This window comes from Streptomyces lydicus (assembly GCF_001729485.1).
GTDB classification, from domain to species: Bacteria; Actinomycetota; Actinomycetes; order Streptomycetales; family Streptomycetaceae; genus Streptomyces; species Streptomyces lydicus_D.
The window spans coordinates 959,747-985,326 of record NZ_CP017157.1 but is presented as its reverse complement, the minus strand read 5'-3'; the positions used below and the strand labels follow the sequence as shown (position 1 = coordinate 985,326).

Below are 25,580 nucleotides of genomic sequence, written 5' to 3'. Positions count from 1 at the left end.
TGCGGTGACCACAGGGGGGAAGTTGACCGCGCTCGGAGGGCTCACCGCAGGCTCCGACGACCACATACCGGTGCGGACCCCTCGCCTCCCCGCCCGCGAGGCGGCCGAGCGTGAGCTGTCCGACCCCCGGTACCACCAGCACGACCCCAACCCGATCCAGCGTGCCCTCGACTGGCTCTGGGACCGCCTTGACGCACTCTTCAACGCGGCCGCAGGCGCCACACCGGGCGGCTGGATCGGGCTCCTCACCGTCGGCGTCTGCGTCCTGCTGCTGATCCTCGCCCTCCGGCTACGGCTGGGGGCCGTACGCCGCACCCCCACCACAGGCGGCGCGCTCTTCGCCGACGCCCCCCGCACCGCCGCGGAGCACCGCGCCGCCGCCGAACGACACGCCGCCGCGAGCCACTGGGACCAGGCCATCCAGGACCGGATGCGCGCCGTCGTCCTCGCCCTGGAGGAACGCGCCCTGCTCACCCCCGGCCCCGGCCGCACCGCCGACGAGGCCGCCGCCGAAGCCGGCCGCGCCCTGCCCCCGCACGCCGAGCAACTCCGCACCGCCGCCCGTACCTTCGACGACGTCACATACGGCGGGCGCCCGGGCACGGAAGCGGCGTACACCTTCCTGGCCGGCCTCGACACCGACCTCCAGCACGCCAAGCCCACCCTGGCCACCTCCCCCACCGGGAGCCACGGATGACCACGGCCACCGCGCACACTCCCACGCCCTCCGTGACCGCACGTCACGTCTGGAACCGCTCCCGCGGCCCGCTGTCGGCGCTCCTCCTGCTCGTCCTCAGCGGAGTCGTCCTCGCGGCGCTGCAGTCCGGCGAACAGCACGGTCGACTCGATCCCCGCTCGGCGGACCGCGCCGGCAGCCAGGCGCTCTCGCGGCTCCTCGCCGCCCAGGGGGTCTCCACCCACGTGGTCACCACCTCCGAGGAGGCCGCAGCCGCGGCCGGCCCCGACACCACCCTGCTCGTCACCGACCCCGACGTGCTGACTCAGAATCAGCTGACGGGCCTGTACACCGCGACCGCGCACACCACCGGCCGCACCGTCCTGCTCGCCCCCGGCCCCGCACCGCTCGACACCTTCGCCCCCACCGTCCAGGCCGAGCTCCCGGTCAGCAACGAGGCCCGCCGCCCCGCCTGCGCCCTGCCCGACGCCCGCCGCGCCGGCAACGCCCTCCTCGGCGGCCCGCGTTACACCACCTCCACCCCCGGCGCCGACCGCTGCTACCCCAGTGGCGGCAAGGCCACCCTGCTGCGCCTGCCGGCCCCGGCCGACGGCCGCGACACCGTGCTCCTCGGCTCCCCCGAACTCCTCTACAACCAGCACCTCGACGAGCACGGCAACGCCTCGCTGGCCCTGCAACTCCTCGGTTCTCACAAACATCTGGTCTGGTACCTCCCCTCCGTCAGCGACCCGACCTCCACGCAGGACGAACAGCGCGGCCTCCTCGACCTCGTCCCCTCCGGCTGGGGCTGGGCCCTGCTCCAACTCGCCTTCGCCGCGCTGCTCGCCGCCCTCTGGCGCGCCCGCCGACTGGGCCCCCTCGTGACGGAGAAACTCCCCGTCACCGTGCCCGCCGCCGAGACCACCGAGGGCCACGCCCGGCTCTACGAACAGGCCAACGCCCGCGACCGGGCGGCAGCGGTACTGCGCGCCGCCACCCGCACCCGGCTCGCCCCCCTCCTCGGCGTGCCCGCAGCCCGTGCCCACGCCCCCGAGACTCTTCTCCCCGCTGTCCAGGCCCACTTGATCTCCGCCCCCGGCAGCGGAGCAGACCTCCCCTCCCTGCTCTTCGGCCCGGCTCCCGCCGACGACCGGGCCTTGGTACAGCTGGCCGACCACCTCGACGCACTCGAATCCTCGATCGTTTCCCAAGAGAGGCACGCCCCCCGTGAGCACCCCGACCGCTGACAGCGCCCGAGCCTCGCTCGAGGACCTGCGCACCGAGATAGCCAAGGCCGTCGTAGGCCAGGACCCGACCGTCACCGGCCTGGTCGTCGCACTCCTCTGCCGCGGTCACGTGCTCCTCGAAGGCGCCCCGGGCGTCGCCAAGACCCTCCTCGTACGCGCCCTGTCGGCGGCGCTCGAACTCGACACCAAGCGCGTCCAGTTCACGCCCGACCTGATGCCGAGCGATGTCACCGGCTCACTGGTCTACGACGCCCGCAGCGCGGAGTTCTCCTTCCAGCCGGGCCCCGTCTTCACCAACCTGCTGCTCGCCGACGAGATCAACCGCACGCCTCCCAAGACCCAGGCTTCCCTGCTCGAAGCGATGGAAGAGCGCCAGGTGACCGTCGACGGCACCGCCCGCCCCCTCCCCGAGCCGTTCCTGGTGGCCGCCACCCAGAACCCCGTGGAATACGAAGGCACCTATCCACTGCCCGAAGCCCAACTCGACCGGTTCCTGCTGAAGCTGACGGTGCCTCTCCCCGCCCGTCATGACGAGATAGACATCCTCAACCGTCACGCGGCCGGCTTCAGCCCTCGCGACCTCAACGCCGCCGGACTGCGCCCCGTCGCCTCCACCGCCGACCTCGACGCGGCCCGCGCCGCGGTCGCCAAGACCTCGGTCTCCCCCGAAGTCACCGGCTATATCGTCGATATCTGCCGTGCCACCCGCGAATCCCCCTCGCTGTCCCTGGGTGTCTCCCCCCGAGGCGCAACTGCCCTGCTTTCGACGTCACGCGCCTGGGCCTGGCTCACCGGCCGCGACTATGTAACCCCCGACGACGTCAAGGCCCTTGCTCTTCCCACGCTCCGTCACCGCATCCAGCTCCGCCCGGAAGCGGAGATGGAAGGAGTCACCGCGGACTCCGTGATCAACGCCGTTCTCACTCATCTCCCCGTCCCCCGCTGAGGCGACACCGTGGCCCTCACCGGACGCACCGCCCTCGTCTCCGCACTCGGAGCTCTCTTCGTCGGCTTCGTGCTGCCCAGCTGGCTCGGCATCCTCGCCGTCCAACTCACCTTGCTGATAGCAATTTTGTGCGACCTCGCTCTCGCCGCGCCAGTGCGAAAGCTCCAGTTCACCCGAACTGGTGACACAACTGTTCGACTAACAGGCGAAGCCCACACGCACCTCACCCTCACCAACCCCGACCGCCGCCCGCTGCGCGCCCAGGTCCGCGATGCCTGGCCCCCGAGCTCCTTCCACCCCGGCACGGACATCCCCGCCTCCCGGCACGCCCTCCGCGTCCCGGCCGGCGAACGCCGCCGCCTCACCACCACGCTCCGCCCCACCCGCCGCGGCGATCACCACGCCGTCCGCGTCACGGTCCGCTCGTACGGCCCCCTAGGTCTGGCAGCTCGGCAGGGAAACCACCTCGTCCCGTGGACGCTGCGCGTCCTGCCCCCCTTCACCAGCCGCAAGCACCTCCCGGCGAAACTCGCGCGGCTCCGCGAACTCGACGGCCGCACCAGCCTCCTGACCCGCGGCGAAGGCACCGAGTTCGACAGCCTCCGCGATTACACCCACGGCGACGACACCCGATCCATCGACTGGCGCGCCACCGCCCGGCGCCAGGACCTCGCCGTCCGCACATGGCGCCCCGAACGCGACCGCCGCATCCTGCTCGTCCTGGAAACCGGCCGCACCTCGGCCGGCCGCGTCGGCGACGTCCCCCGCCTCGACGCCTCCATGGACGCCGCCCTCCTGCTCGGAGCCCTCGCGGCCCGGGCCGGCGACCGCGTCGACCTGCTCGCCTACGACCGCCGGGTACGCGCCTCCGTACAAGGCCGCGCGGCCCGCGATGTCCTCCCGGCCCTCACCGAGGCCCTCGCCCCCCTCGAACCCGAACTCGTCGAGGCGGACGCCCGCGGCCTGGCCGCCACCATCCACCGCCGCACCTCGCGCCGCTCCCTCATCGTGCTCTTCACCGGCCTGGACGCGGCACCCGTGGAGGAAGCCCTCCTGCCCGTCCTCCCCAGCCTCACCCAGCGCAACGAACTCATCGTCGCGGCCGTGGCCGACCCCCGCATCGAGGAGATGGCCGCCGGCCGTCACACCCCGCAGGCGGTTTACGCGGCGGCCGCCGCCGAGCAGACCCGCGCCGCCCGCCGCCGCACCGCGGACCGCCTCCGCCACCACGGCATCACCGTCATCGACTCCACCCCGTCCCACCTCGCCCCCGACCTGGCCGACGCCTACCTCACCCTGAAGGCCACAGGCCGCCTGTAACCCGGGACCCCCGCTCGCCCCCGTAAAAGGTGTCTAGGTGGAGCCACGTCCTCCCAAGACACCACCACCGCCGACACAGCACGACAGGTAAGAGGCCAGAGGCCCAACCTCTCCCCCAGCCAATTGCCACAAGGCCAGCTCCCCCAGCACCCAGCAGCACCGGCTACAGACACCGGCTTATAGAAGCGCCCTACGGCGGCCATGGAGAAGCAAGCAGCCCCTACCGTGCGCCCGGCACATCACCCAATCCGATCCCCAGCAGAGGGCCGCGGCAGCCGCCAGCAACAGAAGCCCGATCCACCAACTTCCCGGAAACGCAGAAAAGCCCCGCACCATAAGGTGCGGGGCTCTCCCACAAAGATTGTTCGGCGGCGTCCTACTCTCCCACAGGGTCCCCCCTGCAGTACCATCGGCGCTGAAAGGCTTAGCTTCCGGGTTCGAAATGTAACCGGGCGTTTCCCTAACGCTATGACCACCGAAACACTATGAAGTTAACCAACCGGAGCCTAGCTACAACGGTCGTTACTTCAGAACCTACACAGTGGACGCGAGCAACTGAGGACAAGCCCTCGGCCTATTAGTACCAGTCAACTCCACACCTTACGGCGCTTCCATATCTGGCCTATCAACCCAGTCGTCTACTGGGAGCCTTAACCCCTCAAGGGGGTGGGAGCCCTCATCTCGAAGCAGGCTTCCCGCTTAGATGCTTTCAGCGGTTATCCTTTCCGAACGTAGCCAACCAGCCATGCCCTTGGCAGGACAACTGGCACACCAGAGGTTCGTCCGTCCCGGTCCTCTCGTACTAGGGACAGCCCTTCTCAAGACTCCTACGCGCACAGCGGATAGGGACCGAACTGTCTCACGACGTTCTAAACCCAGCTCGCGTACCGCTTTAATGGGCGAACAGCCCAACCCTTGGGACCGACTCCAGCCCCAGGATGCGACGAGCCGACATCGAGGTGCCAAACCATCCCGTCGATATGGACTCTTGGGGAAGATCAGCCTGTTATCCCCGGGGTACCTTTTATCCGTTGAGCGACGGCGCTTCCACAAGCCACCGCCGGATCACTAGTCCCTACTTTCGTACCTGCTCGACCCGTCAGTCTCACAGTCAAGCTCCCTTGTGCACTTACACTCAACACCTGATTGCCAACCAGGCTGAGGGAACCTTTGGGCGCCTCCGTTACTCTTTAGGAGGCAACCGCCCCAGTTAAACTACCCACCAGACACTGTCCCTGATCCGGATCACGGACCCAGGTTAGACATCCAGCACGACCAGAGTGGTATTTCAACAATGACTCCACAACCACTGGCGTGGCCGCTTCAAAGTCTCCCACCTATCCTACACAAGCCGAACCGAACACCAATATCAAGCTATAGTAAAGGTCCCGGGGTCTTTCCGTCCTGCTGCGCGAAACGAGCATCTTTACTCGTAATGCAATTTCACCGGGCCTATGGTTGAGACAGTCGAGAAGTCGTTACGCCATTCGTGCAGGTCGGAACTTACCCGACAAGGAATTTCGCTACCTTAGGATGGTTATAGTTACCACCGCCGTTTACTGGCGCTTAAGTTCTCAGCTTCGCCATGACGAATCATGACTAACCGGTCCCCTTAACGTTCCAGCACCGGGCAGGCGTCAGTCCGTATACATCGCCTTACGGCTTCGCACGGACCTGTGTTTTTAGTAAACAGTCGCTTCTCGCTGGTCTCTGCGGCCACCCCCAGCTCAGAGAGCAAGTCTCATCACTGGAAATGGCCCCCCTTCTCCCGAAGTTACGGGGGCATTTTGCCGAGTTCCTTAACCATAGTTCACCCGAACGCCTCGGTATTCTCTACCTGACCACCTGAGTCGGTTTAGGGTACGGGCCGCCATGAAACTCGCTAGAGGCTTTTCTCGACAGCATAGGATCATCCACTTCACCACAATCGGCTCGGCATCAGGTCTCAGCCTTAACGTGTGACGGATTTACCTACCACACGGCCTACACCCTTACCCCGGGACAACCACCGCCCGGGCTGGACTACCTTCCTGCGTCACCCCATCACTCACCTACTACAAGTCTGGTTCGTCGGCTCCACCACTCCGCTTCACCCGAAGGATCCACGGCGGCTTCACGGACTTAGCATCGCCTGATTCAATGTTTGGCGCTTCAAAGCGGGTACCGGAATATCAACCGGTTGTCCATCGACTACGCCTGTCGGCCTCGCCTTAGGTCCCGACTTACCCTGGGCAGATCAGCTTGACCCAGGAACCCTTAGTCAATCGGCGCAAGAGTTTCCCACTCTTGTATCGCTACTCATGCCTGCATTCTCACTCGTGAACCGTCCACAACTCGCTTCCGCGGCTGCTTCACCCGGCACACGACGCTCCCCTACCCATCACGATCCCCGTTGGGGGTAATATCGCAATGACATGACTTCGGCGGTGTGCTTGAGCCCCGCTACATTGTCGGCGCGGAATCACTTGACCAGTGAGCTATTACGCACTCTTTCAAGGGTGGCTGCTTCTAAGCCAACCTCCTGGTTGTCTCTGCGACTCCACATCCTTTCCCACTTAGCACACGCTTAGGGGCCTTAGTCGATGCTCTGGGCTGTTTCCCTCTCGACCATGGAGCTTATCCCCCACAGTCTCACTGCCGCGCTCTCACTTACCGGCATTCGGAGTTTGGCTAAGGTCAGTAACCCGGTAGGGCCCATCGCCTATCCAGTGCTCTACCTCCGGCAAGAAACACACGACGCTGCACCTAAATGCATTTCGGGGAGAACCAGCTATCACGGAGTTTGATTGGCCTTTCACCCCTAACCACAGGTCATCCCCCAGGTTTTCAACCCTGGTGGGTTCGGTCCTCCACGAAGTCTTACCTCCGCTTCAACCTGCCCATGGCTAGATCACTCCGCTTCGGGTCTTGGGCACGCTACTCAACGCCCTATTCGGACTCGCTTTCGCTACGGCTTCCCCACACGGGTTAACCTCGCAACATACCGCAAACTCGCAGGCTCATTCTTCAAAAGGCACGCAGTCACGACTGCATGTGCAAGCACATACAGCGACGCTCCCACGGCTTGTAGGCACACGGTTTCAGGTACTATTTCACTCCGCTCCCGCGGTACTTTTCACCATTCCCTCACGGTACTATCCGCTATCGGTCACCAGGGAATATTTAGGCTTAACGGGTGGTCCCGCCAGATTCACACGGGATTTCTCGGGCCCCGTGCTACTTGGGTGTCTCTTAAACGAGCCGTCAATGTTTCAGCTACGGGGGTCTTACCCTCTACGCCGGACCTTTCGCATGTCCTTCGCCTACATCAACGGTTTCTGACTCGTCCCACAGCCGGCAGACTGCAGAAAAGAGATCCCACAACCCCAACCACGCAACCCCTGCCGGGTATCACACGTGACTGGTTTGGCCTCATCCAGTTTCGCTCGCCACTACTCCCGGAATCACGGTTGTTTTCTCTTCCTGCGGGTACTGAGATGTTTCACTTCCCCGCGTTCCCTCCACACTGCCTATGTGTTCAGCAGCGGGTGACAGCCCATGACGACTGCCGGGTTTCCCCATTCGGACACCCCCGGATCAAAGCTTGGTTGACAGCTCCCCGGGGCCTATCGTGGCCTCCCACGTCCTTCATCGGTTCCTGGTGCCAAGGCATCCACCGTGCGCCCTTAAAAACTTGGCCACAGATGCTCGCGTCCACTGTGCAGTTCTCAAGCAACGACCAGCCACCCGTCACAACCCACCAACGTGGACCTTTACCGGGGCCGGCATCGCGAAGGAGCAGACTCAAGTCCGCACCCTCAGATACCCAACAGCGTGCCCGACCCGACCAGTTGAAGACTCACGTTCCACGCCGAAGCAGTACTAATGATCCCAACCGACCGTGCCGAATAGTCAACGTTCCACCCATGAGCTAACCACCGTCGAACATTTGCCGACGTAGTGGCTCTGGATCTCTTACGAGATCTAGATGCTCCTTAGAAAGGAGGTGATCCAGCCGCACCTTCCGGTACGGCTACCTTGTTACGACTTCGTCCCAATCGCCAGTCCCACCTTCGACGATTCCCTCCCACAAGGGGTTGGGCCACCGGCTTCGGGTGTTACCGACTTTCGTGACGTGACGGGCGGTGTGTACAAGGCCCGGGAACGTATTCACCGCAGCAATGCTGATCTGCGATTACTAGCAACTCCGACTTCATGGGGTCGAGTTGCAGACCCCAATCCGAACTGAGACCGGCTTTTTGAGATTCGCTCCACCTCGCGGTATCGCAGCTCATTGTACCGGCCATTGTAGCACGTGTGCAGCCCAAGACATAAGGGGCATGATGACTTGACGTCGTCCCCACCTTCCTCCGAGTTGACCCCGGCAGTCTCCTGTGAGTCCCCATCACCCCGAAGGGCATGCTGGCAACACAGAACAAGGGTTGCGCTCGTTGCGGGACTTAACCCAACATCTCACGACACGAGCTGACGACAGCCATGCACCACCTGTACACCGACCACAAGGGGGACCCTGTCTCCAGGGTTTTCCGGTGTATGTCAAGCCTTGGTAAGGTTCTTCGCGTTGCGTCGAATTAAGCCACATGCTCCGCTGCTTGTGCGGGCCCCCGTCAATTCCTTTGAGTTTTAGCCTTGCGGCCGTACTCCCCAGGCGGGGAACTTAATGCGTTAGCTGCGGCACGGACGACGTGGAATGTCGCCCACACCTAGTTCCCAACGTTTACGGCGTGGACTACCAGGGTATCTAATCCTGTTCGCTCCCCACGCTTTCGCTCCTCAGCGTCAGTATCGGCCCAGAGATCCGCCTTCGCCACCGGTGTTCCTCCTGATATCTGCGCATTTCACCGCTACACCAGGAATTCCGATCTCCCCTACCGAACTCTAGCCTGCCCGTATCGAATGCAGACCCGGGGTTAAGCCCCGGGCTTTCACATCCGACGTGACAAGCCGCCTACGAGCTCTTTACGCCCAATAATTCCGGACAACGCTTGCGCCCTACGTATTACCGCGGCTGCTGGCACGTAGTTAGCCGGCGCTTCTTCTGCAGGTACCGTCACTCTCGCTTCTTCCCTGCTGAAAGAGGTTTACAACCCGAAGGCCGTCATCCCTCACGCGGCGTCGCTGCATCAGGCTTTCGCCCATTGTGCAATATTCCCCACTGCTGCCTCCCGTAGGAGTCTGGGCCGTGTCTCAGTCCCAGTGTGGCCGGTCGCCCTCTCAGGCCGGCTACCCGTCGTCGCCTTGGTAGGCCATCACCCCACCAACAAGCTGATAGGCCGCGGGCTCATCCTTCACCGCCGGAGCTTTCCACACGGAGGTCATGCGACCCCGTGTCGTATCCGGTATTAGACCCCGTTTCCAGGGCTTGTCCCAGAGTGAAGGGCAGATTGCCCACGTGTTACTCACCCGTTCGCCACTAATCCCCTCCCGAAGGAGGTTCATCGTTCGACTTGCATGTGTTAAGCACGCCGCCAGCGTTCGTCCTGAGCCAGGATCAAACTCTCCGTGAATGTTTACCCGTAATCGGGTCAACACACACGAGAGCGGAACGACCAAACGGAATAGGTCCGGTCGTTCACAGCGTCCTCGCTGTGTGTGCCATCCGCGCCACATGGACGGGATGGACTTTCAAAGGAACCTCATCTGCCGGATGTTTCCGGTAGACGGGGTATCAACATATCTGGCGTTGACTTTTGGCACGCTGTTGAGTTCTCAAGGAACGGACGCTTCCTTTGTGCCTGTTTCACCAGGCTCTCCGGGCGCTTCCCTTCGGTGTTGCGTTTCCGACTCTATCAGATCCTTGCGGTTCCGATTTTCGCCGGTGCGATTCGGCCTTTCAGCTTCTTCGCGGTTCCAACCTTACCAGATCCGTTTCCGTCTCCGGCCCCCTGTTGGAGCAGGGTTGGCCGTTCGGCTTTCGCTTTTCGGCCTTTCCGACTCTATCAGATCTTGTCCGCGCCGTTGCCGGCTCGAATTTGATTCTGATTCCCCGTCGGAGGGGTTTGCCTTTTGGCTTTTCCGACTTTATCAGAAGGAGTTCGATCGAATTAATTCGACCGGGGCTTCCGGTAAGTGGTCGGTTGCGCTTCGCCGAATGAAGATTCCAGCCGAAGCGGAGATGAGACTAACCGTCGCAGATGAACTTGTCCAGTTCGTTGCAACCGTTCGAATCTACCTCCCCCACCTGCCCGTGTCAACGGGCTTCTGGGGCGCAGAGGAGATTAGCAGGTCAGGGGGCTCGACGCACATCAGGCAGCGGTCGGGAGGGTGGCGTCGCGGTCGCTGGTGTCGACGTCGCCGGTCGCTCCCGCGCGTACGGCGCGGCCGCCGAGGACGTGGACGTAAAGGAGGAATGCCAGCTCGGCGGCGAGGCCGATGCCTATGCGGGCCCAGGTGGGGAGGCCGGAGGGGGTGACGAAGCCTTCCAGGGCGCCGGACACGAAGAGCACCGCGGCGAGGCCGATGGCGACTCCCAGGGCGGAGCGGCCTTCCTGCGCCAGGGCCGTACGCCGGGTGCGCGGGCCGGGGTCTATCAGGGTCCAGCCCAGGCGGAGGCCGATGCCGGCGGCGATGAAGACGGCGGTCAGTTCGAGGAGGCCGTGCGGAAGTATCAGGCCGAGGAAGGTGTCGAGGCGGCCGGCTGACGCCATCAGGCCGATGCCTATCCCCAGGTTGAGCATGTTCTGGAGGAGGATCCACAGGACGGGGAGGCCGAGGAAGGCGCCGAGGACCAGGCAGAGGGCCACGGCCTGGGCGTTGTTCGTCCATACCTGGGCGGCGAAGGACGCAGCGGGGTGGCTGGAGTAGTAGGTCTCGTACTGGCCACCGGGGCGGGTCATCGCGCGGAGGTCCTCAGGGGCGCCGATGGCCGCCTGGACCTCGGGATGCGCGGCCACCCACCAGCCGAGGAGTGCGGCGACCACGGTGGAGAGGACCGCGGTGGGGGCCCACCAGTGGCGTAGGCGGTAGACGGCTGCCGGGAACGTCGTGGTGAAGAAGCGGGCGGTGTCGCGCCAGGACGCCTTGCGGGCGCCGGTGACGGTGCTGCGGGCGCGGGCCACGAGGGACGTCAGGCGGCTGGTCAGCGCGGGGTCGGGGGCGCTGGAAAGAAGAAGGGAGAGGTGGGTGGTGGTGCGCTGGTAGAGGGCGACCAGTTCGTCGGCTTCGGTTCCGGTGAGGCGGCGTTTGCGGTGCAGGAGTTCTTCGAGGCGGTCCCATTCGGCGCTGTGTGCCGTGATGAAGACGTCGAGGTCCATACGGGGTCGCTCCTCGCAGCGCCGTGGTGGGTGTCGGGCCCGGTCAGCTTGGCAGACTGGCCGGGCCCGGCGTGGCGGTGGGCGGGGCTTGGCATACGAGCGAGCGGACGAGAGGGAGTGGGCGCGGCGTGAGTGAACTCGTCACGGGTGAAGCGGTGGTGCTGGGGCTGCGGCCGGCCAGGCTGCCGAGTCGGGGGCTGGCGGTGGCGGTCGATGTGGCGGTGGGCTGGAGCATCTACATCGCCGTGTCGATGCTGCTGGTGAGCGCGACGTCGTCGATGGACGGTGCGGCGATCGCGGCCGTGTCGGTGGCGGCGTTCGTACTGGTGCAGGTCGGGATACCGATCGTGGTCGAGACGCTGAGCCATGGCCGGTCGCTGGGGAAGGTGATCTGCGGGTTGCGGGTCGTACGGGAGGACGGCGGCCCGATCCGGTTCCGGCACGCGCTGGTGCGGGGAGCCATGGGGGCCATCGAGATCGTGCTGACCATGGGGGTGGTGGCGGCTATCGCTTCGCTGGTCTCGGCGCGGGGGCGCCGGGTGGGCGATGTGTTCGCGGGGACGCTGGTCATACGGGAGCGGATGCCGGCGGCGGAGGTGGGGAGGGTGCTGCCATCCGTGGCTCCTTGGCCGGTGGCGGACCTCGGGGGGCTGGATCTGTCGCGGGTGCCCGACGGGTGGTGGCTGGCGGTGCGGCAGTACCTGACGCGGGTGGGACAACTGGATCCGCAGGTCGGGGCGGCGATGGCGGAGCGGTTGGCGGAGGACTTGCGGGGGTTCACGGGCGTACCGGGCCCGGCGGGGGCGCATCCGGCGGCCTATCTGGCGGCGGTGGTCGCCGAGCGGCAGGCGCGGGAGTCGCGGCGGGCGTTCGGGGTGGCGGCGGGTCCGGGGGCGAGCCCGGGGGCGGGGCAGGCTGCCGTCGCTCAGCGGCAGGCTGCGGTGTCTCGGGGGCAGGCGGTTGTGGGGGCTTGGGAGGGGGAGCCCGGGGTGGCGGGTGCGCCGGTGGCGGCGTCGGTGGAGCTGGGCGCGGCGGGCGAGGTGGGCGCGTCGGTGGATGCGGGCGGGGTTGCTGGGGCGTCGGACCGGTCGGGGGTGGCGGGCTCCGGTGGGGGCTGGGCGCCGCCTGGGGGTGGCGGGGCTCGGGCTTTTGCTGCTCGTGGTGGCGTTGTTGCGGGGTGGAGTGGGGGTGGAGCGTCGGGGGCGCCCGAGGGTGAAGCGGGGGTCTCAGGAGCGGCAGAGGGTGTGGGGGTGCCTGAGGGCGGTGGAGTGAGGGATGTGGGGGCGGTGGCTCGGGAGGCCGAGGTCGGCGGCGAGGTGGGTGGTCGTCACGGTGAGCGTGGGGGTGGGTCGCGTACGGGGTTTGCGCCGCCGGGGTGAGGCGGATGGCCGGGGCGGGCGTGGGGTGTGGGCGTGGTGTGGGGGCGGCCCTTAGGGAGGGAGCGGCAGGTGTCCGTTCCTGGGTGGGGTGACGGTCGGGGGCCGGGCACCCACCCCCGCCGCAGATTGCAGCTTGCTGCCCCCCTGCCGGCCTGCTTGCCTGCTCGTCTGCCGGCTGGGCTCGGGGCTGCTCCGGTGAGACGCGGGACGTGGGGCGGGGAGTTCGTGACACCGGGGCGGTGGGGGGCCTGCGGGAATTCGTGGCGTCGGGCCGGTGGGGCCGTTGGTACGCGCGGGCTCAACACCGTCTGTCGCTGGGGGGTGCGGGGCGGGCGGGGAGCCTGGTCGTGGGGCGCAGCGGTGGGTGGGTGAGTGAGGGGTCGGCTTTCGCCGCTTTGGGGCGTGCGGCGCGGGAGTTTTCGGCACCAGCGGAGGGGTGGGTCCTGGCCGGTCCGAGGGGCTGCGAGCGGGGGCGGTCCGGGCGGTGGCGCCGGCGCCGGCGGGCTGACCGGCCCGGGGCTGCCGTGGGGGGAGCTTCGGCACCAGTGGAGGGGTGGGGTCCGGGTGGTCCGGGCGAGCGGTGCGGCCGGTCGGGTGGCGGGTGGGGCAGGGCTTGGGGCGCGGGGGCATTCGGCCGCTTCGGGGGCCTGGCGTCCGGCTGATTGCGGGCCGTTGTGACCGCTCGGGTGCCGGCAGCGGTGACCGGCCCGGGGCTGCGTTGGGGTGTGGGAGTCCCGGCGCCTTGGAGGGGGTGGCTCCGGTGGCTTCGCGGGGGGGGCGTGGCGGCCCGCTCGGGTGGGGGGCGGGTCACTCGGGTGGGGGGTGGGTCAGGGGAAGGTCGAGGGTGGGGAGTCGAGGGATTCGAGTTCTATGCCGGGGGCGGAGAGGACTACGTCGCCGGTGAGGTGGACGGTGTGCTGTTCGCCGGTTTGCAGGTCGTTGACCTGGTACTCGTCGGCGATGAGCGGGGCGTTGTCAGTGGCGTGTGGTGTGCTGTTGAGCAGGGCCCAGGACTGGTCGAGGGTGCGGGGGGCGAGGACGGGGGGTGTGAGGGCGACGAGGCGGGTGCGGACGGCGCCGGCGCCCAGGGTGGGGCGCAGCAGGCGGGCGGTGGCGATGAGGAAGGCGGGGGATGCGCCGGTGAAGGCGTGGGCGGCGGCGTTGCCTTCGGTGGCGTGTTCGCCGGTGGGGTCGGTGCGTACCCAGGTGACGCCGTCCAGGGCGGCGCCGCGGACCTGCCAGGCGGAGGCGTGGAGTTCCAGGCGGATGGGACGGCCGAGTTCGTCGAGGGTGAGGTCGACGGAGCCGGTGTGGTCGCCGGCGGGGTTGACGATCTGGGAGACGTAGCGCCAGCCGGAGGGGCCGGTGGCGCAGTGGAAGTGCTCTTCGCCGAGGGGGGTGTGGTCGTGCGGGTCGTGGAGGGAGTAGTGGCCGCGGGGCATGGGGGCTGTCCTTTGTGCGGCGGCCGGCCGGTGCGGCGGCCGGTGGGTGGTGCCGGGTGCGGGGGCCCGGGTGGGGCCCGGGCGGGGGTGGAGGTCGTGGGGCGGTTACGGGCCAGGCCCTCGCCGTGTGGGGCGAGGGCCTGGGGTTACCGGCTGTGGTGGGTGCGCCGTGGCGGGCCGGTGGTGCCGGTCAGCCCTGGGGCGCCGCCCGGCTCAGTAGCGGTAGTGGTCGGGCTTGAAGGGGCCCTCGACCTGGACGCCGATGTAGGCGGCCTGCTCCGGACGGAGCTCGGTGAGCTTGACGCCGAGGGCGTCGAGGTGGAGGCGGGCGACCTTCTCGTCGAGGTGCTTGGGGAGCACGTAGACGTCGGTCGGGTACTCCTCCGGCTTGGTGAACAGCTCGATCTGGGCCAGGGTCTGGTCCGCGAAGGAGTTGGACATCACGAAGCTGGGGTGGCCGGTGGCGTTGCCCAGGTTGAGGAGGCGGCCCTCGGACAGGACGATCAGGACCTTGCCGTCCGGGTGGGTCCAGGTGTGGACCTGGGGCTTGACCTCGTCCTTGACGATGCCGGGGAGCTTGGCCAGGCCGGCCATGTCGATCTCGTTGTCGAAGTGACCGATGTTGCCGACGATCGCCTGGTGCTTCATCCGGGCCATGTCGGAGGCCAGGATGATGTCCTTGTTGCCGGTGGTGGTGATGAAGATGTCGGCGGTCTCGACGACGTCTTCGAGGGTGGTGACCTGGTAGCCGTCCATCGCCGCCTGGAGGGCGCAGATCGGGTCGATCTCGGTGATGATGACGCGGGCGCCCTGGCCACGGAGCGACTCCGCGCAGCCCTTGCCGACGTCGCCGTAGCCGCAGACCACGGCGGTCTTGCCGCCGATGAGGACGTCGGTGGCGCGGTTGATGCCGTCGATGAGCGAGTGGCGGCAGCCGTACTTGTTGTCGAACTTCGACTTGGTGACGGCGTCGTTCACGTTGATCGCCGGGAAGAGGAGGTCGCCGTCCCGCTGCATCTCGTACAGGCGGTGGACGCCGGTGGTGGTCTCCTCGGTGACGCCGCGGATCTCGGAGGCGAGGTTCGTCCACTTCTGGGGCGACTCGCCGAGGGTGCGGGTGAGCAGCTCCAGGATGGAGCGGTGCTCGTCGCTCTCGGCGGTCTCGATCGCGGGGACCTTGCCGGCCTTCTCGTACTCGACGCCCTTGTGGACGAGGAGGGTGGCGTCGCCACCGTCGTCGAGGATCATGTTCGGGCCGCCGGTGGGCGAGTTCGGCCAGGTCAGCGCCTGCTCCGTGCACCACCAGTACTCGTCGAGGGTCTCGCCCTTCCAGGCGAAGACCGGGACGCCCTGGGGGTTGTCCGGGGTGCCGTTGGGGCCGACGGCGATGGCGGCCGCGGCGTGGTCCTGGGTGGAGAAGATGTTGCAGGAGGCCCAGCGGACCTCGGCGCCCAGGGCGACGAGGGTCTCGATCAGGACGGCGGTCTGCACGGTCATGTGCAGGGAGCCGGTGACCCGGGCGCCGGCCAGCGGCTGGGCGGCGGCGTACTCCTTGCGGATCGCCATCAGGCCGGGCATCTCGTGCTCGGCGAGGGTGATCTCCTTGCGGCCGAAGGCGGCGAGGGAAAGGTCGGCGACCTTGAAGTCCTGGCCGGTGGCTGCTGTCGTCATGCGGGCTGCTCCTCGAGCGTCGAGGTGGATGGGCTGGCTGTCTGCGGCGCGGGCTGGGGCGCACCGGCGATTGCCGGCCGAGGAGCGTACGCGGATGCGGACACACCTCTCCCCTGGCCGCAGCGCAGTCCGTCGGAGGCCCTCTCTCCCTCGGCCGGTCCGCGGTGCGGGCCGCCCGACCGCCATCAGCAGCGACGTCTGGCACTGGTCACGAATCTACACCGATCGGCCCAGTGAACCCCAGCCCGGAGGGGCCGTTCCCGTGTGGTCCCGGCCAGGCCGGGGTGCGGTGGCGGGCCCGGCGGCGGACCGCGGGCCGGCCGGGGCGGGGGCCGTCGCGCGGCTTCGACCTGGGGGGTTTGCGCAGGCCGGGTCGTCGTGCAGGATGCCTGGAGCGCGGCTACGCCGGCATGTCCGTACGACCGCGCGCTGGTGCGTGAGGTGGGCCACGTGACCGGCCGGGCCGTGTCCCCTCGGGGCGTGGTGGGGCGGGGTGCGCGCGGGTTTCCGTACGGCCGGCGCGCACAGCCAAGAGGAGAACCACGTGACCACCAGTCCGGCTGCTTCCCCCACGGACGGGGGGAAGGACGGGCAGGGGCTGAAGCTGCTCGCAGTGACCGCCTGTCCGACCGGGATCGCCCATACGTACATGGCCGCGGAGAAGCTCACGCAGGCCGCCGAGGCGCTCGGCCATGAGATCAAGGTGGAGACGCAGGGCTCCATCGGGGCTGAGAACGTACTGTCTGACAACGATGTCAGAGAGGCCGACGGCGTGATCATCGCCGCGGACAAGGACGTCGACCGGAGCCGGTTCGTCGGCAAGCGGGTGCTCGCCGTCGGGGTCGCCGAGGGCATCCGCCACCCCGGGGAGCTGATCGAGCGGGTGCGGAGCGCGCCGGTGTACGGCGGGCAGGACGGCGGGGCCGGTACGGCCGCCGGGGCCGCCGCGTCCGCCGGCAGCGGGAGCGGCAAGGAGCGCAGCGTCGGTTACAAGGCGCTGATGAACGGGGTCAGCTACATGATCCCGTTCGTGGTGGTCGGCGGGCTGCTGATCGCGATATCGCTGGCGCTGGGCGGGCACCCGCAGGCGGACGGCGGTCTGGTCATCCCGGACGGGTCGTTCTGGAAGCACGTCAACGACATCGGTGTCATCGGCTTCACGCTGATGGTGCCGGTGCTGTCCGGCTACCTCGCGTACGCGATCGGCGACCGGCCGGCGCTGGTGCCGGGCATGATCGGCGGGTGGATCGCCAACACCGGCGCGCTCTACGGCTCCAAGGCGGGCGCGGGCTTCATCGGGGCGATCGTCACCGGCTTCCTGGCCGGCTATCTGGTGTTGTGGATCAAGAAGGTCAGGGTCCCCCGGTTCGTCCAGCCGATCATGCCGATCATCGTGATCCCGATCGTGGCGACGACGGCGCTCGGACTGTTCTTCATCTACGTCATCGGCCGGCCGGTCTCCTGGGTGTTCACCCATCTCACCGGGTGGCTCGGTGGGATGACCGGGTCGAGCGCGGTGCTTCTCGGCGCGATCCTCGGGCTGATGATCGCCTTCGACATGGGCGGGCCGGTCAACAAGACGGCGTTCCTGTTCGGGGCGGGGCTGATCGCGTCCGGCAATCAGACGGTGATGGGGATGTGCGCGGCGGCGATCCCGGTCATGCCGCTGGGGCAGGGGCTGGCCACGCTGCTCCGCAGGCGCCTGTACTCCGAGCAGGAGCGCGAGACGGGCATGGCGGCGCTGTTCATGGGGCTCTTCGGGATCTCCGAGGGCGCGATCCCGTTCGCCGCGGCGCGGCCCGCGCAGGTCATTCCGGCGAACATGCTGGGTGGTGCGGTGGCCGGTGCGCTCGCGGGGACGGCCGGGGTGACGGACGCGGTGCCGCACGGCGGGCCGATCGTGGCGGTGCTCGGCGCGGTCGGCGGGGTGCCGGTGTTCTTCCTCGCGGTGGTCGTCGGGGCGGTGGTGACCGCGCTGGCGACGGTGGCGCTGGTGGACCTCTCGGAGCGCGGGAAGGGAAGGAAGAGCGGGTCGGCGGGTGACGTAACCGCGCCGGCGCCTGCGGTGGCGGCGGTCGCGGTCGGCGCCGGGGCCGGGGGCCCGTCCGGTACGGCTGCGGCGGCGGCGCGTACGGAAGCCGCTTCCGTGGCCTCGCGGGGTTCCGTGCCCGGCTCGGTGGCGACGGCCGACGGCGGTGACGAGGACCCGACAGCCGACGGCGACCCGACGGCCGACGGCGGTGACGAGGGCGGCGAGCGGCGCGCGCCCGGGGGCGGGGGCCGGGACGCCGGCACGGGAGACGGTGACGAGGGTGGCGACGAGGGCCACCGGCCCGGCGCTGAGGGTGGCCGCGTCCCCGCCGACGGGCACCCCGTAAGCACCCCCGCCCCCTCCCCCGAGGTCCTCTCCGGCTACCTCACCGCGCGGACCGTCCGGACGCGGCTGCTCGCCGGCGACAAGGAGGCGGCGATCCGTGAGATGGCCGAACTGGCCGCCGGGACCGGCCGGGTGACGGACGTCGCCGAGCTGGTCCGGGTGGCGCTGGCGCGGGAGGCGCAGGGCACCACCGGGCTCGGCGAGGAGATCGCCGTCCCGCACGCCAAGACGGATGCGGTGACCGCTCCGGTCGTGTGCTTCGCGCGGTCGGCGGAGGGCGTCGAGTGGGGTTCGCCGGACGGGACGAAGGCCCGGCTGGTCTTCATGATCGCTGTGCCGGAGGCGGCGGCCGGTGACGAGCACCTGCGCATCCTGGCGCTGCTGTCGCGGAAGCTGATGGACGCCGGCTTCCGGGCCCGGCTCCAGGGGGCCGACGGCACCGCGGAGATCCTGGCGGCGCTGACGGAGATCCGTTAGCCGCGCTGGCCGGCGGGCGGTACGAGGCCCCCGGGCCTGCCCCGGGTGCCGGCAGCACGAGGCCCCCGCACCCGAGCCGGGTGCGGGGGCCTCGCCGTCTTGCGGTTCCGCGGGCGGGCGGAGGGGCCGCCGGGATCAGTGCCCGCCGGGCTCCTTCGACGGGTCGCCCGCGGCGGCGGTGGCCTCGTCATAGATGTCCGGCTCCAGGTAGATGACCCGGGCGATCGGCACGGCCGCGCGGATCCGGACCTCGGCGGCGTCGATGGCCTCGGCGACCCGGGCGGCGGTGTCGTCGTGCCGGACCGCGACCTTGGCGGCGACCAGCAGTTCCTCGGGGCCGAGGTGGAGGGTGCGCATGTGGATGACGCGGGTGACGACCTCGCCGTCGACGGCCGCCTCGCGGATCGCGGCGACCTGCTCGGGGCCGGCCGCCTCGCCCAGCAGCAGCGACTTGGTCTCGGCGGCCAGGACCAGGGCGATCACCACCAGCAGCGCGCCGATGCACATGGTGCCGATGCCGTCCCAGACGCCGTCGCCGGTGGCGAGGGTGAGGCCGACGCCGCCCAGCGCGAGCACCAGACCGATCAGCGCGCCGAAGTCCTCCAGCAGCACGACCGGCAGCTCGGGGGCCTTGGCGCGGCGGACGAACTGCGTCCAGGTCTGCTGGCCGCGCAGCTCGTTGGACTCCTTGATGGCGGTGCGGAAGGAGAAGCCCTCGGCGATGATCGCGAAGACCAGGACGCCGACCGGCCAGACCCAGTTGTCCAGCGGGTGCGGTTCGTGGATCTTCTCGTAGCCCTCGTAGAGCGCGAAGACGCCGCCGATGGTGAACAGGACGATGGAGACCAGGAAGCCGTAGATGTAGCGCTCGCGGCCGTAGCCGAAGGGGTGCTCGGCGGTCGCCGCCCGCTTGGCCTTCTTGCCGCCGAGCAGCAGCAGCCCCTGGTTGCCGGAGTCCGCGAGGGAGTGCACGCCTTCGGCCAGCATCGAGGACGAGCCGCTGAAGGCGAAGGCCACGAACTTCGCTGCGGCGATCGCCAGGTTGGCGCCCAGCGCCGCAACGATCGCCTTGGTGCCGCCTGATGCGCTCATGAGTGCCGCGTGTCCCTTCCGTCGACGGGGCCGACCGCTTTACCGCCCCTTTAATGCCGTGCGGCGGTCATTGTTGCAGCCCGGGACGGGGCGGGTGGCAGGAGGCCACCTGACGGACGGACGACGGCCCGCCCGCCGGGCGGCGCGTCAGGCGACGACGGTCGCGCGGTAGAGGGTGCCCTCTCCCTCAAGGGTGAGCTGTTCACCGGCGCGGACGAACGCGGACTCGCCCGGCGCCAGCGTCAGCTCGGTCTGCCCGGGGCCCTCCGGGTCCTCCTCGCCGGTGCGCAGCCGGACCGTGCCCGCGGTGCACAGCAGGATCTGCGGGGTGCGGGAGACCAGGGCGCGCGGTCGGCCGGCGGCGGCCAGGACGAAGCGGGAGAGCCGGAATTCGTCGATGGGCGTCTCGTAGACCTCCTCGCCGGCGACCTCCTCGGGGCGCAGCACGCCCGCGTCGCCGGCCTCGAAGCGGACCACCCGCAGGAGTTCGGGGACGTCGACGTGCTTGGGGGTCAGGCCCGAGCGCAGCACGTTGTCGGAGTTCGCCATCAACTCGACGCCGAGGCCGCTGATGTAGGCGTGCGGGATGCCCGCGCCGAGGAACAGCGCCTCGCCGGGCTGGAGTTGGACGTGGTTGAGCAGCATCGCGGCGAGCACGCCGGGGTCGCCGGGGAAGTGGTGGGCGAGGACGGCGTAGGCGGCGTAGGCGTCGGCGTGCGGCCCTCCCTTGCCGGCGAGTTGCTCGGCGGCGACGGCGGCGCGTTCGACGGTTCCGGCGATGACGTGGTGGTCGGCGCTGAGCACCGCGGTGAGCACCTCGCGCAGAGCCGCCTCCTCGGGGCTGGCGCGCAGGATGTCGACGTACGGCGTGAGCTCGTCGATGCCGAGGTCCTCCAGGAGGTCGGCGGTCTGCGCCGGGTGGCGGAAGCCGCACAGGCCGTCGAAGGGGGTGAGCGCGGCGATCAGCTCGGGCTTGTGGTTGGCGTCCTTGTAGTTGCGGTGGGCGGCGTCGATCGGGACGCCGCGCCGCTCCTCGTCGGCGAAGCCGTCCCTGGCCTGGTTGAGGTCGGGGTGGACCTGCAGGGAGAGCGGGGAGCCGGCGGCGAGGACCTTGAACAGGAAGGGCAGCCGGGGGCCGAAGGCGCGGACCGCGTCGGGGCCCAGTTCGGCCTCGGGGTCGGCGTCGATCACCTCGGCCAGAGAGACCGGGCCGGCGCCGCGGTCGATGCGGGAGGGGGCGCCGGGGTGGGCGCCCATCCACATCTCCGCCTGCGGTTCGCCGGTCGGCGCGGTGCCGAGGAGTTCCGGGAGGGCGGTGGTGGAGCCCCAGGCGTAGGGGCGCACGGTATTGGCGAGGCGGTCCATGGGGCTGCTGCTTCCTGCTCTTCGTGGTCTGCGGAGTGGTGTGGCGGGCCCGCGGTGGCGGGCCGGTCCTCAAAGATCACTCGGTGCCGGCGAGCGCCAGGTAAACGGCGCCGAAATCTGCGATGGCGAGAAGTTCCGCGGCCTTCTCCAGGTCGCTGCCGGTGCCTGGTTCCAGCTCGCTGAGCGGGGTGTCGCGCTCCTCGGCGAGCGCCCGGGCGGCGCGGGTGGCGGACAGCGGGCCGGGTTCCTGGTCGCGCAGCAGCACCACCCTGGCGTGCAGTCGGTTCGCGGTGGGGTGTTCGACGCGGTCGCGGAAGAAGTCGTCCGGGTCGGCGTCGGCTGCCAGCGCGCCGGCGAGCAGGGTGCGGTGGGTGGTGAGCGCCTCGGGCAGTTCGGCGGGGAGCGCGGGGCGGCCGGCGAGCCCGGCCAGCTCGGTGGCGAAGTGCCGGCCGACGGCGGGGGCGACGGTGCCCTCGGTCCAGATCAGCGGGAGCGCGTCGGCGAGGTGCGCGGCGAGGGCCTTGCCGGGGTTGGTGTACGTGGGGATGGCGGGGCCGCAGCGCTCGGCGATCTGGTCGAGGCGGTCGGCGAGCTTGCCGAGGTCGTCCGGGGAGGCGCTGATCAGGCCGATCCGGTCGGTGAGGGAGAGCAGCGGGATCAGGATCGACCAGAGGGTGCCGGGGGCGGCGGGCGGTGCGCCCTCGACGTCGAACTCGGCGTCGTAGGCGGTGGTGGCCAGGGGTACGGCGAGGCCGCGGGCCTGGATGACGGCGTCGGAGAGCGGTCCGCCGGCGGGGGTGACGGCGACGACCGCGCAGCCGCGGCGGTATGCCTGCTCGACCAGTTCGGCGAGGCCGGGGTCGGCGGCGTCCGGGCCGGCGAGCAGCAGCAGGTCGAGGGGGCCGGCCCAGCCGGGGAGGGTCCAGCGCAGGGCGCCGGGCAGCGGGGCGACGCCGGTGGGCGGGATGAGGGTGACCGGGCAGCTGCCACCGCTGAGGGCGCGCAGCAGGTCGGCGACTCCGGCGGCGGCCGGGCCGGGACCGGCGACGAGGACGGCGCGTGGCCGTCCGTCGGGGGTCAGTTCCGGGATGCCGGATTCGGCGGCGCTGCGGGCGGCGGTGCGGGCCCGGGCGCCGGACTCGGCGACGCCGCGCAGCAGGCCGAAGCGGTCGGCCCCGGCCAGCGCGTCAGGGGTGTCGAGGAGTGACTCGTCGAGCATGGTGGGCGCGGCCTCCGATCGCCGGTACGGGCGGGGTACGCCGGGCGGTGCCGGGGCGGGCCCGGCATGGCCCGGGTCAGGCGGGGCTGGCGGCACCGCCCGTGCTCTTGGGGTCACGGGGGAGTGCTTCGTCGACCAGGAGCACGGGGATGCCGTCACGGACGGGGTAGGCGAGGCCGCAGTCGCCGGAGGTGCAGAGGAGTTGCGCGGGGTCCGCGTCGGTCCGGTCCTCCAGCGGGGCGTGGCACGCCGGGCAGGCGAGGATCTGGATCAGGCTGGCTTCGACCGGCATGGACGGGGCTCCTTCGGGGTGGTTGCGGCGTGGCCAGCGTACCGCCGGTGGGCGTACGGCGGCCTGCCCGGCGGGGAGGCGGGGCGCCGGCGTGGCCGGGGTGCCCGCCACCGGGCCGGCCGGTGGCGGGCGGCGGCGTGGTCAGCCGCGGATGATCGCCAGGACCTCGTCGCGGACCCGTTCGACGGTCTCGCGGTCGCGGGCCTCGACGTTCAGGCGGAGCAGCGGCTCGGTGTTCGAGGGGCGGACGTTGAACCACCAGTCGTCGGCGCTGATGGTCAGGCCGTCCAGCTCGTCGAGGGTGACGCCGGGGCGGCCCTCGTAGCCGGTCCGGACGGCGGTGAGGCGGCCGGCCTGGTCGTCGACGGTGCTGTTGATCTCGCCGGAGGCGGCGTAGCGGTCGTACGCGGCGACCAGCTGGGACAGCGGGCGGTCCTGGGTGCCGAGGGCGGCCAGGACGTGCAGCGCGGCGAGCATGCCGGTGTCGGCGTTCCAGAAGTCGCGGAAGTAGTAGTGCGCGGAGTGCTCGCCGCCGAAGATCGCGCCGGTCCGGGCCATCTCGGCCTTGATGAAGGAGTGGCCGACGCGGGTGCGGACGGGTGTGCCGCCCTGTTCGCGGACGACCTCGGGGACGGACCAGGAGGTGATGCAGTTGTGAATGATCGTTCCGCCGGGGTGCTTGTCCAGTTCCCGGGCGGCGACCAGGGCGGTGATCGCGGACGGGGAGACCGGGTCGCCGTTCTCATCAATGACGAAGCAGCGGTCGGCGTCGCCGTCGAAGGCGAGGCCGATGTCGGCGCCGATCTCGCGGACCCGGGCCTGGAGGTCGACGAGGTTCGCGGGGTCGAGCGGGTTGGCCTCGTGGTTGGGGAACGAGCCGTCCAACTCGAAGTACAGGGCGTCGAGTTCGAGGGGCAGGCCCTCGAAGACGGTCGGTACGGTGTGGCCGCCCATGCCGTTGCCCGCGTCCACGGCGACCTTCAGCGGGCGGATGGCGCCGAGGTCGACGAGGCTGCGCAGGTAGGCGGCGTAGTCGCCGAGGACGTCGCGCCGGGTGACGGTGCCCGGCTTCTCGGCGGGCTCGGGGGCGCCCTCGTCGGACCAGCGCTCGACGAGGGCGCGGATGTCGGCGAGGCCGGAGTCCTGGCCGACCGGGGAGGCGCCGGCCCGGCACATCTTGATGCCGTTGTACTGGGCGGGGTTGTGCGAGGCGGTGAACATCGCGCCGGGCATGCCGAGCGCGCCGCTGGCGTAGTACAGCTCGTCGGTGGAGCACAGGCCGATCTCGGTGACGTCCGCGCCGCGGGCGGCCGCGCCGCGGGCGAAGGCGCCGGACAGGCCGGGCGAGGAGGGCCGCATGTCGTGCCCGGTCACGATGGCGTCCGCGCCGGTGACCTCGACGAAGGCGGCGCCGAACAGCTCCGCGAGCGATTCGTCCCACTGGTCGGGCACGACACCGCGTACGTCGTACGCCTTCACGATCTGCGACAGGTCGGTCACGAGCCAGTCCTCCTGGGGGTGTGTTCGGACCTCCCCAACTTACCGTTCGCCGCGCCGCGCACCTGTCACGTCCTCAGCTTTCGCTGCGTGCCGGTGCGTTCGCCGGGCGGGCGGTCAGGAGTCGGGTGACCGCAGGACCCGTAGGTGGCCGCGGCGGGCGACCTCCATGGGGTGCGGGTCGCGGTCGCCGTGGGGCGGCGAACCGTCGCCGGCGGCGCGCTCCTGCGGGCGGGCGGCCTCGCGGACGGCGTTGGCCAGGGCTTCGAGGTCGTCGCCGCTGGGGCGGGCCGGGCCGGGGTCGATGGCGAGGCGGACGACTTCCCAGCCGCGCGGGGCGGTCAGCCGCTCGGAGTGCTCGGCGCACAGGTCGTAGCAGTGCGGTTCGGCGTAGGTGGCGAGCGGTCCGAGCACGGCGGTCGAGTCCGCATAGACGTACGTCAGCGTTGCGACGGCGGGGCGGCCGCACGCAGTGCGCGAACAGCGACGTACAGGGCTCACGACGTTGGACGGTACCGCACTCTTGAGCGGGCCGCGACGACTCTCCCCCGGCTCACCCAACCGTGTCGTCCCACTTCGTCCGATGCGTCTGACCTGCACCCGCTCGGGGGGACCTGGCCGGGACACGCCGGGGCGGACGGCGTACGGCAGGGAAACCCGTCACAGGATGCGGCACTTCCGGTCATTCCGGACGTGATTCCCGATCGTCGGCGTACCCGAAACGGCTTCGGTCCGGACTCGTTCGGTCGGCCGGTGACATGGTGCGTCTTGCCGCGCTCTGCCGTGCCCGGCGGGCCCCGACGGCTACGCTCGATGGTGATGGACAGCCCCGTACCTCCCCGACCCGCGGAGCCGCGGCTCCGCCGCCGCGACCGGCACGGCCGCGGCATGCGCGGCCCGATCGCGCCACCGCAGGTGCCGCTGTCGGTGACCCGCGCCGACGCCTTCGTGGATCTCGTGTACGACTCGCGGGACCGCCTGGAGCGACGCTGGCCGCAGCTCTCCCAGGTCGACTTCCTGGTGCTGGAGGTGCCCGGTTTCGGTCCCGACGGCGAGCCGGAGGCGGTCGCCGACGAGGAGACCGTCCCGCTGGGGCGGGTGCTGCCGGCGGCGGGCGGACATCGCGACCGGATCGTGATCTACCGCCGCCCCGTGGAGATCCGTACGAAGAGCCGCGACGAGCGCGCGCTGCTGGTCCACGAGGTCGTCGTCGAGCAGGTCGCCGAGCTGCTCGGGCTGGCCCCGGAGTCGGTCGACCCGCGCTACGGCCAGGAGTGAGCCGCCGGGCCCGCCCGGTCGGGACGGGCCCGGCGCGGGTCCGGCGGAC

At 69.7% G+C, this 25,580-nt stretch carries 16 protein-coding genes and 3 rRNA genes; 7 read left to right on the top strand and 12 right to left on the bottom strand.

From position 1 onward, the window contains the following. Positions 1–4: 4 nt before the first annotated feature. From SL103_RS04290 to SL103_RS04275, 4 genes are read left to right on the top strand one after another with little or no spacing between them, the layout of a single operon-like run. On the top strand, positions 5–697 hold the full coding sequence (locus SL103_RS04290; protein ID WP_079145559.1) for a DUF4129 domain-containing protein: 693 nt from the start codon (positions 5–7) through the stop codon (positions 695–697). Then, a complete protein-coding gene (locus tag SL103_RS04285; RefSeq protein ID WP_069567442.1) occupies positions 694–1,923 on the top strand; it encodes a DUF4350 domain-containing protein in 1,230 nt (409 codons plus the stop codon). Before SL103_RS04290 ends, SL103_RS04285 begins: the two co-directional genes overlap by 4 nt. Further along, the gene (locus tag SL103_RS04280; protein WP_069567441.1) at positions 1,904–2,869 is read left to right on the top strand and encodes an AAA family ATPase; all 966 of its coding nucleotides are present in this window, start codon (positions 1,904–1,906) and stop codon (positions 2,867–2,869) included. The genes SL103_RS04285 and SL103_RS04280 overlap by 20 nt, the downstream gene beginning before the upstream one ends. A 9-nt stretch (positions 2,870–2,878) precedes the next feature. Further along, entirely contained in the window at positions 2,879–4,189 is a 1,311-nt protein-coding gene (locus SL103_RS04275; protein WP_069567440.1) for a DUF58 domain-containing protein, read from the top strand. Positions 4,190–4,552: 363 nt separating this feature from the next. Here SL103_RS04275 and rrf read toward each other — a convergent pair. The 4 genes from rrf to SL103_RS04250 form a co-directional block, all read right to left on the bottom strand. Beyond that, a 5S ribosomal RNA gene (gene rrf, locus SL103_RS04270) occupies positions 4,553–4,669 on the bottom strand. Between the two features lie 77 nt (positions 4,670–4,746). Further along, a 23S ribosomal RNA gene (locus tag SL103_RS04265) occupies positions 4,747–7,868 on the bottom strand. A gap of 299 nt (positions 7,869–8,167) precedes the next feature. Beyond that, a 16S ribosomal RNA gene (locus tag SL103_RS04260) occupies positions 8,168–9,696 on the bottom strand. Together the 16S, 23S and 5S rRNA genes form the textbook arrangement of a ribosomal RNA operon. Positions 9,697–10,434: 738 nt before the next feature. Beyond that, a complete protein-coding gene (locus SL103_RS04250) occupies positions 10,435–11,442 on the bottom strand; it encodes a stage II sporulation protein M (RefSeq protein ID WP_069567439.1) in 1,008 nt (335 codons plus the stop codon). Between the two features lie 128 nt (positions 11,443–11,570). On the opposite strand from SL103_RS04250, the gene SL103_RS39365 reads away from it, so the two are divergent. Further along, the gene (locus SL103_RS39365; protein ID WP_069567438.1) at positions 11,571–12,821 is read left to right on the top strand and encodes an RDD family protein; all 1,251 of its coding nucleotides are present in this window, start codon (positions 11,571–11,573) and stop codon (positions 12,819–12,821) included. Positions 12,822–13,648: 827 nt separating this feature from the next. Here the strand turns inward: SL103_RS39365 and SL103_RS04240 are convergent. Together SL103_RS04240 and ahcY are read right to left on the bottom strand one after the other, a co-directional pair. Next, positions 13,649–14,263: a hypothetical protein gene (locus tag SL103_RS04240; RefSeq protein WP_069567437.1), complete on the bottom strand. Its 615-nt coding sequence runs from the start codon at positions 14,261–14,263 to the stop codon at positions 13,649–13,651. Positions 14,264–14,476: 213 nt separating this feature from the next. Next, on the bottom strand, positions 14,477–15,934 hold the full coding sequence (ahcY, locus tag SL103_RS04235) for an adenosylhomocysteinase (protein WP_069567436.1): 1,458 nt from the start codon (positions 15,932–15,934) through the stop codon (positions 14,477–14,479). A 613-nt stretch (positions 15,935–16,547) separates the two neighbouring features. Between ahcY and SL103_RS04230 the strand changes: the two genes are divergently transcribed. After that, positions 16,548–18,788 (top strand): fructose-specific PTS transporter subunit EIIC, encoded by a 2,241-nt coding sequence (locus SL103_RS04230; RefSeq protein WP_099055504.1) that lies wholly within the window; start codon positions 16,548–16,550, stop codon positions 18,786–18,788. A 135-nt stretch (positions 18,789–18,923) separates the two neighbouring features. Here SL103_RS04230 and SL103_RS04225 read toward each other — a convergent pair whose 3' ends face one another. The 6 genes from SL103_RS04225 to SL103_RS04200 all read right to left on the bottom strand — a co-directional run bounded on the left by SL103_RS04225 (position 18,924) and on the right by SL103_RS04200 (position 24,814). After that, positions 18,924–19,880, bottom strand: coding sequence for a cation diffusion facilitator family transporter (locus tag SL103_RS04225; protein WP_069567434.1), 957 nt, complete (start codon positions 19,878–19,880; stop codon positions 18,924–18,926). Between the two features lie 147 nt (positions 19,881–20,027). Beyond that, on the bottom strand, positions 20,028–21,245 hold the full coding sequence (gene manA, locus SL103_RS04220) for a mannose-6-phosphate isomerase, class I (protein ID WP_069567433.1): 1,218 nt from the start codon (positions 21,243–21,245) through the stop codon (positions 20,028–20,030). A 76-nt stretch (positions 21,246–21,321) separates the two neighbouring features. Then, positions 21,322–22,464 carry an SIS domain-containing protein gene (locus tag SL103_RS04215; RefSeq protein ID WP_069567432.1) on the bottom strand — a complete coding sequence of 381 codons (1,143 nt, stop codon included), beginning with the start codon at positions 22,462–22,464 and terminating at the stop codon, positions 21,322–21,324. Positions 22,465–22,540: 76 nt separating this feature from the next. After that, the gene (locus tag SL103_RS04210; protein WP_069567431.1) at positions 22,541–22,756 is read right to left on the bottom strand and encodes a Trm112 family protein; all 216 of its coding nucleotides are present in this window, start codon (positions 22,754–22,756) and stop codon (positions 22,541–22,543) included. Positions 22,757–22,897: 141 nt separating this feature from the next. Then, entirely contained in the window at positions 22,898–24,256 is a 1,359-nt protein-coding gene (locus SL103_RS04205; protein ID WP_069567430.1) for a phosphomannomutase/phosphoglucomutase, read from the bottom strand. 114 nt (positions 24,257–24,370) lie between these two features. Next, complete coding sequence (locus SL103_RS04200) at positions 24,371–24,814, bottom strand: DUF3499 domain-containing protein (RefSeq protein ID WP_079145558.1); 444 nt, start codon at positions 24,812–24,814, stop codon at positions 24,371–24,373. A 258-nt stretch (positions 24,815–25,072) separates the two neighbouring features. Here SL103_RS04200 and SL103_RS04195 point away from each other — a divergent pair, with 258 nt between their 5' ends. Next, the gene (locus SL103_RS04195; protein ID WP_208869827.1) at positions 25,073–25,531 is read left to right on the top strand and encodes a metallopeptidase family protein; all 459 of its coding nucleotides are present in this window, start codon (positions 25,073–25,075) and stop codon (positions 25,529–25,531) included. The last annotated feature ends 49 nt before the right edge of the window (positions 25,532–25,580 follow it).

Coding starts and splice junctions, on each gene's coding strand:
- SL103_RS04285 (WP_069567442.1), top strand. CDS start 694: ATGACCACGGCCACCGCGCACACTCCCACGCCCTCCGTGACCGCACGT.
- SL103_RS04210 (WP_069567431.1), bottom strand. CDS start 22,756: ATGCCGGTCGAAGCCAGCCTGATCCAGATCCTCGCCTGCCCGGCGTGC.
- SL103_RS04250 (WP_069567439.1), bottom strand. CDS start 11,442: ATGGACCTCGACGTCTTCATCACGGCACACAGCGCCGAATGGGACCGC.
- ahcY (WP_069567436.1), bottom strand. CDS start 15,934: ATGACGACAGCAGCCACCGGCCAGGACTTCAAGGTCGCCGACCTTTCC.
- manA (WP_069567433.1), bottom strand. CDS start 21,245: ATGGACCGCCTCGCCAATACCGTGCGCCCCTACGCCTGGGGCTCCACC.
- SL103_RS04225 (WP_069567434.1), bottom strand. CDS start 19,880: ATGAGCGCATCAGGCGGCACCAAGGCGATCGTTGCGGCGCTGGGCGCC.
- SL103_RS04240 (WP_069567437.1), bottom strand. CDS start 14,263: ATGCCCCGCGGCCACTACTCCCTCCACGACCCGCACGACCACACCCCC.
- SL103_RS04195 (WP_208869827.1), top strand. CDS start 25,073: ATGGACAGCCCCGTACCTCCCCGACCCGCGGAGCCGCGGCTCCGCCGC.
- SL103_RS04215 (WP_069567432.1), bottom strand. CDS start 22,464: ATGCTCGACGAGTCACTCCTCGACACCCCTGACGCGCTGGCCGGGGCC.